Below are 14,240 nucleotides of genomic sequence, written 5' to 3' on the forward strand. Positions count from 1 at the left end.
TTTAATCTTCACAGCCTGCTCCGTATCGATAACTGAAAGACAGCAGTGGAAATCTTTTTTGGACACATCAATCCCGATTGAATACTTTAGATTACTCATAGTCTATAGATTAGAATAAGACAATCAGAAACTACTCTCAGTCTTTGCTCATGTTAATCGCTGATCCAGATACTCTGATCTGGTCAATAGGTACTGTTCTGACTTTAAGAAGTAAAAAAGAGAGGATAATCCTCTCCGTCAACATCTGTAATATTTCGTGTCTAGCGGGACCTCAACTTGCCTCTCTTTTCTGATTGTTATATATAAATATAAAGATATGAGCGGGACTGCAGCCCGCCAAAAGAACCTGACTGTTCATTTCTTAATCAAAGCGATAATTTTTTTATTTGGAAATGAAAGGCCTGTTTCTTACAATGTGCCAAAAAGAGTTTTATCCTTCGTCACTAAATCCGATCACAACAGTGTAGGCTACGCCCAGAACAGGCCTCTGGCAGGCATAAAGCAATTCCTTACATTTTCCTGAGAAAACGGGGCAAATAATATGCTTTTCGGTTTGACTTTCCAGTCAATAATATTAGCTTTGCACAAAAAAAATTGATACATGAGCGTTTTAGTAAATAAAGATTCTAAGGTTATCGTTCAGGGTTTTACCGGAAACGAAGGAACTTACCACGCAGAACAGATGTTGGCGTACGGTACAAACGTAGTTGGTGGTGTTACCCCTGGCAAAGGCGGGCAATTACATTTAGATAAGCCTGTTTTTAATACTGTTAAAGATGCTGTTGATAAAACAGGAGCAAATGTATCGATCATTTTCGTTCCACCGGCTTTTGCTGCTGATGCGATTATGGAAGCTGCCGAAGGTGGTATTAAAGTAATTGTTTGTATTACTGAAGGTATCCCAACTAAGGATATGATTCAGGTAAAAGAATATATCTCAGACCGTGATGTTACTTTAATTGGCCCTAACTGCCCGGGTATTATCACTGCTGATGAAGCTAAAATCGGTATCATGCCAGGTTTTATCTTCAAAAAAGGTAACGTAGGTGTAGTTTCTAAATCAGGAACTTTAACTTACGAAGCTGTAGATCAGGTTGTAAAAGCTGGTTTAGGTATTACTACAGCTATTGGTATCGGTGGCGACCCGATTATCGGAACGCCAACTGTTGAAGCTGTTAAATTATTAATGAACGATCCTGAAACGCACGGTATCATCATGATTGGTGAAATTGGTGGTGGTATGGAAGCTGAAGCTGCCCGTTGGATCAAAGAACACGGGACTAAACCTGTTGTTGGTTTCATCGCTGGTCAAACTGCGCCTCCGGGACGTAGAATGGGGCACGCTGGTGCAATTGTTGGCGGTGCTGATGATACTGCTGCAGCTAAAATGAAAATCATGGCTGAGTGTGGTATCCGTGTGGTAGAAAGCCCTGCTGAAATCGGAGCTGCAATGGCAGAAGAATTAGCGAAGTAAGATTTTTAAATTTATATAAAGAAAAGCGTTTCGATTTGGTTCGGAGCGCTTTTTGTTTTTGGTTACCCGCTGTTTAACCGCAAAAGGACGCAAAGAGTTGACGCAAAGAGCGCACATTTTTTAACCGCCGAGTGCACAGAGAAGGGCACGGAGGACGCTGAGTTTTTTCAACACTCAGGTGTGCTTAGGTGTCTTAGGTGGTAAATCTATATTTTTTAACTTATTTTACCACCGAGTACGCAGAGTGAGGCACAAAGGGCACTGAGTTTTTACCACCAAATGCACAGAGAAAAACGCAAGCACACAGAGTTAGGAGCATTATAACTTAACATTAAAACCAATTCGCTCGGTGCCTCTCTGTGAAACCTCTTTTCTCTCTGTGGTTAATACCTAAGTGCTGGCTTATATTTTTTACCTACTTTGGTTTTGCTTTAAGTCTCAGGTGCGCTTAGGTGTCTTAGGTGGTAAATAATAGATGTCATTACATACTTTGTCAGTAGGAGGTAAACACTATTACAAACCATTGAAACAGCAAACCAAAACCTATAGCTTTAACGTATATTGTAACATGAGAACGATGTTAAATAAACTATTTTTAGTTTCAGCTGTTGTTTTAACTACAGGGCTTTCTGCCTGTGCACAAAAGCAGGATAAGAAAGAAGAAAAACCAGCTAAGGAAACTACACAAATTATACCCAAGAAAAAAATGAACTGGAATCCATTAACCCCCGAAGAAGAAAGAGTAATTGTAAATAAAGGTACCGAATACCCGGGGACAGGTAAATACGAGCATACTACAGATAAAGGAACCTATACTTGCAAACGCTGCAATGCGGCCTTGTATCGCTCAGAAAGCAAGTTCGATGCGCACTGCGGCTGGCCTGCGTTTGACGATGAAATTAAAGGTGCTGTAAAACGCATTCCCGATGCAGATGGTTCGCGTACAGAAATTGTTTGTGCCAATTGCGGTGCACACTTGGGTCACGTATTTTTAGGAGAAGGCTTTACCAATAAAGACACCCGTCATTGTGTAAATTCGATCTCGATGAATTTCGTGCCCGATCAGAAATAAAGGTGGATATAGAAGGGTTAGGTAGAGGTGTATGGCTATAGGCTATACACCTTTTTTTATAGGCTTTTGTAATAATTCAAATGGTCAATCGTTTGCGCGTTTTTTTAAGATACGAGTATTTGCCGAATGCCTTATTTTAGTTGTACTAACCAATACAAACCAATTATCAGGAAGCAACAATGAAACGTAAACTCTTGCTCTTCGCCCTAAGCTTATTTACTTTTTACTCAGCCTTTGCTCAAAATGGGGTAAAAAAAGCTAACCAGTCTAAACCCAATATCGTTTATATCCTGGCCGATGATATGGGCTATGGCGAACTAGGTTGTTACGGACAAGATAAGATTGAAACACCCAATCTGGATGCTTTAGCCAAACGCGGCATGAAGTTTACCCAGCACTATGCTTACCCGGTGTGTGCACCTTCGCGTTATATTTTAATGACCGGACAAAATTCAGGAAAAGCCTTTATACGTGGTAACCACGAGTGGGGCGAACGTGGGCCAGTGTGGGATTTTAAGGCTATGGAAGAAAACCCTTATCTGGAAGGTCAGTACCCAATACCCGATTCGACGGTTACCCTGGCAGAAGTGTTAAAAGGTGCAGGTTACACTACGGGTATGGTAGGTAAGTGGGGTTTGGGCGCACCCTTTACCACTGGTTTCCCAACGCAACAAGGCTTTGATTATTTTTATGGTTACATCTGTCAGCGACAAGATCATACCTATTATAGCGGTCACCTGTGGGAAAATGAAAACCGCGTTCCTTTAGATAATAAAATTCAGGCACCTACGGTAACTTTTCCAAAGGGATTGGATAGCCTGGATGAGAAAAATTACGAGCGATATGCGCAAAAGGATTATGCCCCTGATTTTTTGATCAAAGCAGCATTAAAATTTATTGATAAAAATGCAGCTAAACCATTTTTCCTGTACTACCCAACGCCATTGCCGCATGTTTCGTTACAGGCACCTAAAGACCTGGTAGCTTATTACCATCAAAAATTTGGAGATGAAAAGCCATTTCTCGGCGATGGATCTTATTTTCCTTGCCGTTACCCGCGCGCTACCTATGCAGCTATGATTACCTTGCTGGATAGGCAGGTAGGCGAATTAATTAAAGAGCTAAAGGCAAAAGGGGTATATGACAATACCATCATTCTGTTCTCTGCCGATAACGGTGTAGCTTTCAATGCTGGTGTAGATCCTGTCTTTTTCAACAGTGCTGGTCCGTTTAAAGGTAATTTTGGCTGGGGTAAAGGCTTTGTTCACGAAGGTGGCATCCGCGAGCCCTTTATTGTTTCATGGCCCGGAAAAGTAAAACCTGGTAGTACCAGTGATCTGATTGCTTCGACTATGGACATGATGCCTACCTTTTGCGATCTGCTTGGTTTAAATACTCCAAAGGAGGTTGACGGGATCAGCATTTTGCCAACTTTACTGGGGCAACAACAGAAAAATACCCATCCTTATTTGTATTTCGAATACCCTGAATATGGTGGTCAGCAGGCTATCCGTTTGGGCAACTGGAAAGGTGTACGCCTCAATATGCTTAAGGGCAATGCGAAATGGGCTTTGTACAATCTGGAGAGCGACATTAAAGAAGAAAACGACCTGGCTTCAAAGCATCCCGATATTGTCGAAAAAATGATTAAAATCAGTAAGCAGGAACACCGGACCCCGGCATTATCGCGCTTTTTAATTCCGGTTTTAGAGCAGGAAATGAAATAAATTGTAGCAGTAAATCAAGTTTTTTTCAACAGGTAAAAATCTTACCTGACGGGGTGATAGGCAGCGATTTTTCGGGTAAAACGTTGCTTCGATATTGGAACTGAATTGCTGTGTTTTGCCGGGCAGGGGCCAATTAACAGCTTCATTTTAAACTAAATGCTTATATTTGCCGGCTCGATAAAGAATTTTAGCCTATGAAGTATCTTCTGTTATTAAGTAGTTTGTTCTTGTTTTTACACAGTAATGCACAAGATTCTGCCTCGCCGGTAAATACCGCAGACAGTATTCAGAAAACAGTTCTCGCCACTTATTACCACAGAAAATTTGAAGGCCACCGCACCACGAGTGGTGCCCGCTACAGGTCAAAAAAACTCACCGCCGCACATCGTACCCTGCCATTCGGTACAATGGTTACTGTAACCAATCCGGTTAATGGAAAATCAGTGGTTGTAAAGGTAAACGATCGTGGCCCTTTCTCTAAAAGACTGGCTATCGATTTGTCGGAAAGCGCCGCTAAACAGATTGGTATTTACCGCAAAGGCATTGCTAAAGTTAACCTCAGTTATACTGTTGAGTAGCACTCCATTTAGCTCTATTTTGGGCTTAAAACACCCCTCAAATTTAAGTTATTAACACTTGTTTTTGTTTGCTAAGTGCTTGAAATTAAATGATTAGCTTTTTTTTGGCTTGAAAATGATATTTAGCTGATCGTTTTTCCCCAGCAATAGACAAGGGTGTTAACAACTTTGGTTCACTAAAAAGAGCCATGGTATATATATTTGTTATAACAAAGTTCTTTAACTTCTTGCACTTGAAAACAATTATAAAAGCTTAGTTTTTAGTAATTTATGCGTATATCTCTCAGATTGCAATTTTAAATTTTCCGAACTAAAAGCTAAGTTGTTCGTCAGGTAATAGGGTTAGCACTTTCACTACAGCGTTTTGATAAAAGACATTACAATCATCATATAAAATTGATGGATGCGTGCCTTTGTCGGCTCTGTTAAAAAAATAGATTTTAAAAACATCAGCGTATGGAACAGGAATTATTACTACAAGAAAACAAAGACAGGTTTGTGCTTTTGCCGATCAAGTATCCGAAAGTTTGGGAGATGTATAAAAGAACAGAGGCGAGTTTCTGGACTGCCGAAGAAATCGACCTTTCTGACGACTTGAAACATTGGGAAAACCTTAACGATGGTGAAAGACATTTCATATCCCACATTTTAGCTTTTTTTGCAGCCAGTGATGGTATTGTAAATGAAAATCTTGCAGTAAACTTCATGAGCGAAGTTCAGATTCCTGAAGCCCGTTGTTTTTATGGTTTCCAGATCATGATGGAAAACATCCATTCAGAAACCTACGCTTTATTAATCGATACCTACATTAAAGATCCGGAAGAAAAAGACCGTTTGTTCCACGCCATTGATACTGTTCCGGCAGTAAAAAGAAAGGCAGAGTGGGCTTTACGCTGGATTGATAACGGAACTTTTGCAGAGCGTTTAGTGGCTTTTGCCGCGGTTGAAGGTATTTTCTTCAGCGGTAGTTTCTGCTCAATCTTCTGGTTAAAGAAACGTGGCTTAATGCCGGGCTTAACTTTCAGTAACGAGCTTATTTCGAGAGATGAGGGTTCTCACTGCGAATTTGCCTGTCTGTTGTACAGCATGTTAAGCAACAAATTAAGCGAAGAGCAAGTGCATGGCATCATCAGCGATGCAGTTGAAATTGAAAAAGAATTTATTACCGATGCATTGCCAGTTGCCTTAATTGGGATGAATGCAAAATTAATGAGCCAGTACATCGAGTTTGTTGCCGATAGATGGTTACAGGAATTAGGTTACAAAAAAATATACAACGCAACCAATCCTTTCGATTTTATGGAAATGATCTCGTTACAGGGTAAAACCAACTTCTTCGAAAAACGTGTTGGCGACTATCAGAAAAGTGGTGTATTAACCGCTGCCGATAACAAAGCCCAGGCGTTTTCTTTAGATGAAGATTTCTAAGGTAGAAGGTTAGAAGGCGGAAGGCATAAGGTCTTGATACCCGATACTTACTACTCGATACTAAATAACAAAAATTACAAAAGTGATGATTAAGTCTTGATACTTGATACTCACGACTTGATATAAAACTTAAATCTCATAAAATATGTTCGTACTAAAAAGAGATGGCCGGAAAGAGCCGGTGCAATTTGACAAAATCACAGCACGTATTCAAAAGCTGTGCTACAGTTTAAATTCAGATCTTGTAGATCCGATCGATGTGGCCAAAAAGGTAATCGAAGGTTTATATGATGGGGTAACTACCTCTGAGTTGGATAACCTTGCTGCAGAAACAGCTGCATCGTTAACGACAAAACACCCTGATTATGCTTTGTTAGCTTCGCGTATTGCGGTTTCTAACCTGCATAAAAACACCACCAAATCATTCTCGGGTACGATGAAAATGTTGTACGAATATTTCGACCCGAAAGCGCAGAAAGAGGCACCTCTTATCGCTGATGATGTTTATGAGATTATTGAAAAAAACAAAGATATTTTAGATAGTTCTATCATTTACGACCGCGATTTCGGTTTCGACTATTTCGGTTTTAAAACTTTAGAAAAATCTTACCTGTTAAAAGTTAATGGTCAGATTGTTGAGCGTCCTCAGCATTTGTTCATGCGCGTTTCAGTTGGTATCCACAAAGAAGATATCGAAAGCGCAATTAAAACCTATAACTTAATGAGCGAGCGTTGGTTTACACACGCTACGCCAACCTTGTTCAATGCCGCTACACCAAAGCCTCAAATGTCGTCATGTTTCTTGTTAACCATGCAGGATGACAGCATTGAAGGTATTTACGATACTTTAAAACAAACCGCTAAAATTTCACAAAGTGCAGGTGGTATTGGTTTAAGCATCCACAACATCCGTGCAACCGGTTCATACATTGGTGGTACCAACGGTACAAGTAACGGTATTATTCCAATGTTACGCGTATTTAACGATACTGCCCGTTATGTAGATCAGGGTGGAGGTAAACGTAAAGGTGCTTTTGCTATTTATTTAGAGCCTTGGCATGCTGATGTTTTCGAATTTTTAGATTTACGTAAAAACCACGGTAAAGAAGAAATGCGCGCGCGCGATTTATTCTATGCACTTTGGATCAACGATTTGTTTATGCAACGTGTTAAAGATAATGGCGACTGGACTTTATTCTGCCCGCACGAAGCACCAGGTTTAGCAGATTGTTTCGGTAAAGAATTCGAAGATTTATATACCAAATATGAAGCTGAAGGCCGTGGCCGCAAAACGGTTAAAGCACAAGAGCTTTGGTTTGCCATTTTAGATTCGCAGATTGAAACCGGTACACCTTATATGTTGTTTAAAGATGCAGCGAACAGCAAATCTAACCAACAGAACTTAGGTACCATTAAGAGCTCTAACCTGTGTACCGAAATTATCGAGTATACCTCTAAAGATGAAGTTGCGGTTTGTAACTTAGCTTCACTGGCTTTACCACGTTTCGTAATCAACGGTGCTTTCGATCACCAGAAATTATACGATGTAACTTATCAGGCTACTTTAAACCTGAACAAGATCATCGATCACAACTATTATCCTGTTCAGGAAGCTGAAAACTCTAACATGCGCCATCGTCCCGTTGGTTTAGGAGTACAAGGCTTAGCTGATGCCTTTATCTTGTTGCGTTTACCTTTCGAAAGTGATGAGGCTAAACGTTTAAACAAAGATATCTTCGAAACCATTTATTTTGCTTCGATGTCGGCTTCACACGATTTAGCTGTGAAACATGGTCCTTATCAAACGTTTAAAGATTCTCCGTTATCAAAAGGTAAATTCCAGTTCGATCTGTGGAATGTAACTCCAGATAGCGGCCGTTGGGATTGGGATGCATTGCGCAAAAAAGTAGTTAAAGATGGTGTGTACAACTCATTATTGGTTGCGCCAATGCCAACTGCATCTACTTCGCAGATTTTAGGTAACAACGAGTGTTTCGAACCTTACACTTCTAACATTTACACCCGTCGTGTATTAAGCGGAGAGTTTGTGGTAGTAAACAAACACTTATTGAAAGATTTAGTGGCCTTAGGTTTATGGAACAACGATATGAAAAACAAAATCATATTGGCTAACGGTTCTATTCAGGCGATTGCTGAAATTCCTGATTACATTAAAGAATTGTACAAAACCGTTTGGGAGATCAAGATGCGTAATATCATCGATATGGCTGCCGACCGTGGTGCCTATATCTGCCAGTCGCAATCGTTAAACCTGTTTGTAAATGCGCCGAACACTTCAAAATTAACTTCAATGCACTTCTATGCATGGGAGAAAGGATTGAAAACCGGTATGTACTATCTACGTACACAAGCTGCTTCGCAAGCTGTTAAATTTACAGTAGAGAACCAGGGCGGTAAAGCAATTGAAGCGGTTATCCCTGCTGAAATGACACAAGATCAGGTTGCAGAAGAAATCATCGACGGACCAGTTTGTTCGATGGAAGAAGGCTGCATTAGCTGCTCGGGCTAGTCTTGCACAATCGTCATGCTGCCCCGATTTTATATCGGGATCAGCATCTCTTCTAATAGTTCCTGAAACAAGTTCAGGATGACGAATCTAATAATATCGTAAGGTTTTGGGCAAACGCTCAAAACCTTATTTTTTGTCCTTACTTTTGTATTCAGTTCAATAGTTCATTAGGCAATTGGTTCATTGGTTTTGCCAAACGCAAATAGCGAACATCCATACTAATGACCATTGAACCAATGAACCTATAAAATGTCTGCACATACCCATAGCGCCAAACACGAAATCATTCCCTGCGAAAGATGCGGAACGGCTATAGAGTGCAAGGCCAATGCTTATACCAAATGCCAGTGCAGTGTAGTGCAACTCAGCATCAACGAAGTACAACATATCTCTGAGCTTTACGATGGCTGTCTCTGTGCCAAATGCCTGTTCGAGCTGCAACAGGAATACCGGGAAGAAATAGGAGCATAATACTTTACAATCTTTATTGCCGGCATAAATCGATCTGTGGCTCACAGACCGAATCTGTAAATCATTGCAGGTGTCGATATCATAATATGAAGGAACATCATTTGAAAAGCAAGCTCCTGTGCTTTTGGGTTGCTTTCAATCCCGCTTTTTCTGCTGCAGATTGAAGGAATCGGCATTCGTGCAATCGGGTTTAGCTTACAGCGGTTCCGATCTTTTCTGAATTTTTTATGTCAATACATCTTTTCTGATTCAAAACTGTTTAATTACTGTATCTCAATTCGGTCAATTGCATAGATTCAAAAAAGGACACCTTTCTTCTTTTAATTGTTGAAAGTACAATTAAAATTTCCGTAGCTATCAGGTAAAAGGAAAAAAGTCGTTTTTGGCTGTTTTTAAGCGTTTGGTTAAGCAAATTCTGAAAATGTCATCTGCAGTTGGTATTCCCGTAATCGTGTTTCTTAACGCTTCTTTCAGGCCTTAAAATCAATGAAAAATAGTTTGAAAATAAGTGTTAAATCTGGTAACAAAGCATACAATTTGATATCTATATCATGCTTAATAAATGGTTTATTAGGCTTAAAAAAACATAAAAATCATATAAATTATGGAATCGCTCATTTCAAATTACTGGTGGGTTTTAGTGGCACTGTTGTGCTTAGTTTTATACAAATATATTTTACGTTTCCTATTCGGGATGGTCATCGTACCCGAAGATAGAATCGGCTTAATTACCAAAAAATTCGTGCTCTTAGGTTCCGATCGCGAATTGCCCGACGGGCGCATTATCGCCATCAAAGGCGAGGCAGGTTTCCAGGGAAAAACACTCGCTCCCGGATTGTATTTCGGGATGTGGTTCTGGCAATACAGCGTAACTATGGAGCAGTTCACCGTCATTCCTGAGGGTAAAATAGGGCTCATTATGGCCAAAGACGGGGCCGAAATCCCAACAGGGAATATCCTGGGGCAAAAAGTAGAGTCAGATAATTTTCAGGATGCCGTTAAGTTCCTCGAAAACGGTGGCCAGCGAGGTCGGCAAACGGCTTATATCACTTCCGGATCGTACCGGATTAATACCATGTTATTTCAGGTTTCGGTTACCGATATGGTTCGTATTCAGGAAAGCATGGTAGGTATTGTAACTACACTGGATGGTTTACCAATCGAAGCTAACCAGATTGCAGGTAAGCTGGTAGAAGGCCACAATAACTTTCAGGATTTTGATGCCTTTGTAAAACAAGGCGGTAACAGAGGTTTGCAGCCGCAGGTTATTCTAGCGGGTTCGTACAATTTAAACCCCTGGGCAATCCAGTTAGAAGAAATACCCATGACCGAAATTGCTATTGGTTATGTAGGTGTGGTGATCTCGTTTATTGGTAAAGAAGGCGACGATTTAACCGGTGCCGATTTTAAACATGGTAATATCGTAGCTAAAGGATCAAAAGGGGTTTGGCTGGAGCCACTTGGGCCGGGAAAATATCCGATTAACAAATACATTATGAAGGTAGAGCTGGTACCTACAACCAATCTGGTATTAAACTGGGCATCGGCACGCAGCGAGGCACATAATCTCGATAAAAACCTCTCAACCATTACCGTACGTTCGAGAGATGGTTTCCCTTTTAACCTGGATGTGGCACAGATTATTCACGTGCCTACTACCGAGGCGCCAAAAGTAATTGCCCGTTTTGGTAACATGGTCAACCTGGTTTCACAGGTGTTGGAGCCTACTATTGGTAACTATTTCCGTAACTCAGCGCAGGGCAGCGATGTAATTGCTTTCCTGAGTACACGTAAAGAACGTCAGGAGTCGGCAAAAGAGCATATTCGAAAAGTACTTGACGAGTACAACGTAAATGCGGTTGATACTTTGATTGGTGATATTGTGCCACCAGAATCGTTAATGAAAACCTTAACCGACCGTAAAATTGCGGAAGAGCAAAAGGTGACTTACGAAACGCAGAAACAGGCTCAGGAAACGCGCCAGGGGATGGAAAAAGAAACTGCCATTGCCGATATGCAGAAAGATATCGTAAAAGCACAACAAAGTGTCGAAATTGCCGAGCGTACAGCAAGTGCAACGGTAAAAAAATCAGAAGGTGATGCTGCCGGCGTAAAACTGGCAGTAGGTGCTGAGGCTGAAGCTACTAAAATGCGTGCGCACGCAGAGGCTGAGGCAACCAAGGCACGTGCACAAGCCGATTCGGAAGCGATTAAATTACGTGCATCAGCAGAGGCAGAACAAATTTCGTTAACCGGTAGTGCCGAAGCTGGTAAAATTTTGGCGGTAGGTAAATCTACAGCCGAGGCTTACGAGCTTGCCGTTAAAGCTTTGGGTGGCGAAAACTTTACCCGCTACAAGATTACCGAAGAGTTATCGAAAGGTAATGTAAAACTGATTCCGGATGTATTGATCGGTGGAAATGCCAATGCTGGTGGTTCGGCCATGGATGGTTTATTAGGGCTTAAACTGATGGAGTTAATGGACCCTGAAAAACGTAAGGAAGTGGTTGCAGTAGCCGAAATTGTAGAAACCAAAACGAAACCGAAAAAGGATAATATTAACCCTTAAATTTGTTAAATTAGCATGGAAGGCCTTGACGTAAGTTGAGGCCTTTTTTGTAAGAAAAAAATCATCCTGCTTTGTGTTCTTCGTGTTTTTTCCTCTGTTTTCTTTGTGGTTAATAAACTATTACACAATTATGCCGTTCTACTCTTAAACAAAATAGTAACTTTGCAGCCGATTTAGAATGATAGCATTTTGAATGGCTGAATGATACTGCGAAGCACTCATTCACTCATTCTTTCATCCAATAATTTTAAAAAATGAAGAAGGTAAATGTTGGCCTGGTGCAGATGAGCTGTACTAAAGATAAGCAGGAAAATTTAGATAAAGCGATTGCGAAAGTAAGGGATGCCGCTGCAAAGGGTGCACAAATTGTGTGCTTGCAGGAGCTTTTTACTTCACTATATTTCTGCGATGTTGAAGATTACGATAATTTCGATCTGGCAGAAGCTATTCCAGGTCCATCAACCGATGCCTTGCAGGTAGTTGCCAAAGAATTGGGTGTAGTAATTATTGCTTCACTGTTCGAAAAACGTGCTGAAGGTTTATACCACAATACTACTGCCGTTTTAGATGCCGATGGATCTTATTTAGGTAAATACCGTAAGATGCACATCCCTGATGATCCCGCGTACTACGAGAAATTTTACTTTACACCGGGCGATTTAGGTTACAAGGTTTTCCAAACCAAGTTTGCGAAGATCGGTATTTTAATCTGCTGGGATCAATGGTATCCGGAAGCATCACGTATCACTGCATTAATGGGAGCCGATATCATGTTTTATCCAACTGCAATTGGTTGGGCTACCGATCAGGATGAGGAAACCAATAAAGATCAGTACAATGCATGGCAAACCATTCAGCGCTCACATGCCGTTGCCAATGGTGTTCCGGTTGTGAGTGTAAACCGCGTTGGTTTTGAGCAGGATGGTGCTATGAAATTCTGGGGCGGAAGCTTTGCTACCAACGCCCAGGGGCGTTTGCTTTATCTGGCTTCACACGATCAGGAAGAAACTGAAGTAGTCGAGCTGGATTTAACCCAGTCAGACTTTTTCCGTAAACACTGGCCATTTTTAAGGGATAGAAGGATCGATTCGTATCAACCAATTACGAAAAGATATCTGGATGGGGACTAAGCTGAAAGCCTAAAGACCAAAGGATAAAGCGAGAATCCATAAATTAAAAATCCATGGTTCGTGTCCTCACGAACCATTCATTTTATAAATAAAATTAGATGTCAAATTTCCCTCCTAGAGAAAATTTAAATATTAATCACTTCGATTATTCTCCTAAAAAACAAGGCTATGCGTTCCCTGCCGAGTGGGCTAAACATGAAGCTACCTGGTTAAGCTGGCCGCATAAAGAAGCCTCATGGCCGGGTAAGATCGAAACCATTTACGCCCCTTATTGCCAGTTTATTAAATTGGTTGCTGAGGGTGAAAAAGTACGGATCAATGTAAAAGACGAAGAAATGAAAGCTTTTGCCATTGCCGAACTTCAAAAAGTAAATGCCGATTTAGCGCAGATTGAATTTTATTTTAACGAAACCAACGATGCATGGTGCCGCGATCATGGACCTGCATTTGTGTTAAAGGGAAATGAAAAAGCAGTGGTAGACTGGGGCTATAACGCCTGGGGAGGAAAGTATCCGCCTTTTGATCTGGATGACGTTGTGCCCACCAAAATAGCCAAACACTTTAATCTGCCTTTGTTTGCACCTGATATTGTAATGGAAGGTGGTTCGGTGGAGTTTAATGGTGCAGGTACGGTTTTAACCACTACTGCTTGTCTGTTAAACGAAAACCGCAATCCGCATTTAACTAAAGAACAGATAGAACAGTATTTGCTCGAATATTATGGTCAGGAGCAGGTTTTGTGGTTAGGCGATGGCATTGTTGGCGATGATACTGATGGCCACATTGACGACATTACTCGTTTTGTAAATGAGGATACCGTTTTAACCGTAGTAGAAAGTAATCCACTGGATGAAAACTATGTATTGTTACAAGAGAATCTGGAGGCCTTAAAGGCAATGAGACTGAAAGATGGTCGTGCCTTAAATATTGTAGAGTTACCTATGCCTTCGCCGGTAATTTATGATGATACCCGTTTGCCGGCTTCTTACGCTAATTTTTACATTGCCAATTCAGCAGTAATTGTTCCGGTTTTTGATGATGTGAACGACCAAAAAGCTTTGGATATTATTCAGGGTTGTTTCCCTGACCGTAAGGTAGTCGGCATCAATTCGGTTGATATTATCTGGGGTTTGGGTAGTTTCCATTGTTTAAGCCAGCAGGAACCAGCTATTTAAGTTTGGAGTTGGCAGTTCAGAGTTTTGAATTGTTAACCATACGGCAATCAAACAATTTGACAATATTTCAGTAGAGTTATTAACTT

General features: G+C 40.9%; 10 protein-coding genes. All 10 read left to right on the forward strand.

The features are described 5' to 3' along the window. The first annotated feature begins 601 nt into the window (after positions 1 to 601). The 10 genes from sucD (at position 602) to BLR37_RS19855 (ending at position 14,154) form a co-directional block, all read left to right on the forward strand. Positions 602 to 1,474 carry a succinate--CoA ligase subunit alpha gene (sucD, locus tag BLR37_RS19810; RefSeq protein WP_090771663.1) on the forward strand — a complete coding sequence of 291 codons (873 nt, stop codon included), beginning with the start codon at positions 602 to 604 and terminating at the stop codon, positions 1,472 to 1,474. Between the two features lie 568 nt (positions 1,475 to 2,042). Further along, a complete protein-coding gene (locus BLR37_RS19815; protein WP_090771894.1) occupies positions 2,043 to 2,546 on the forward strand; it encodes a methionine-R-sulfoxide reductase in 504 nt (167 codons plus the stop codon). Positions 2,547 to 2,725: 179 nt separating this feature from the next. Next, a complete protein-coding gene (locus BLR37_RS19820) occupies positions 2,726 to 4,273 on the forward strand; it encodes an arylsulfatase (RefSeq protein WP_090771665.1) in 1,548 nt (515 codons plus the stop codon). A 194-nt stretch (positions 4,274 to 4,467) separates the two neighbouring features. Next, positions 4,468 to 4,851, forward strand: a complete 384-nt coding sequence (locus tag BLR37_RS19825; RefSeq protein WP_090771667.1) for a septal ring lytic transglycosylase RlpA family protein — start codon at positions 4,468 to 4,470, stop codon at positions 4,849 to 4,851. A 456-nt stretch (positions 4,852 to 5,307) separates the two neighbouring features. Beyond that, a complete protein-coding gene (locus BLR37_RS19830; protein WP_090771670.1) occupies positions 5,308 to 6,279 on the forward strand; it encodes a ribonucleoside-diphosphate reductase small subunit in 972 nt (323 codons plus the stop codon). A 145-nt stretch (positions 6,280 to 6,424) separates the two neighbouring features. Next, positions 6,425 to 8,809, forward strand: coding sequence for a ribonucleoside-diphosphate reductase subunit alpha (locus BLR37_RS19835; protein WP_090771672.1), 2,385 nt, complete (start codon positions 6,425 to 6,427; stop codon positions 8,807 to 8,809). A gap of 249 nt (positions 8,810 to 9,058) precedes the next feature. Then, positions 9,059 to 9,280 (forward strand): cysteine-rich CWC family protein, encoded by a 222-nt coding sequence (locus tag BLR37_RS19840; RefSeq protein ID WP_090771674.1) that lies wholly within the window; start codon positions 9,059 to 9,061, stop codon positions 9,278 to 9,280. A gap of 604 nt (positions 9,281 to 9,884) precedes the next feature. After that, positions 9,885 to 11,849 carry an SPFH domain-containing protein gene (locus BLR37_RS19845; protein ID WP_090771676.1) on the forward strand — a complete coding sequence of 655 codons (1,965 nt, stop codon included), beginning with the start codon at positions 9,885 to 9,887 and terminating at the stop codon, positions 11,847 to 11,849. A 254-nt stretch (positions 11,850 to 12,103) separates the two neighbouring features. After that, positions 12,104 to 12,979: a carbon-nitrogen hydrolase gene (locus BLR37_RS19850; protein WP_090771678.1), complete on the forward strand. Its 876-nt coding sequence runs from the start codon at positions 12,104 to 12,106 to the stop codon at positions 12,977 to 12,979. A 98-nt stretch (positions 12,980 to 13,077) separates the two neighbouring features. Further along, positions 13,078 to 14,154: an agmatine deiminase family protein gene (locus BLR37_RS19855; protein ID WP_090771680.1), complete on the forward strand. Its 1,077-nt coding sequence runs from the start codon at positions 13,078 to 13,080 to the stop codon at positions 14,152 to 14,154. The last annotated feature ends 86 nt before the right edge of the window (positions 14,155 to 14,240 follow it).

The organism is Pedobacter soli (assembly GCF_900101435.1).
In the GTDB taxonomy this organism is placed as follows: Bacteria; Bacteroidota; Bacteroidia; order Sphingobacteriales; family Sphingobacteriaceae; genus Pedobacter; species Pedobacter soli.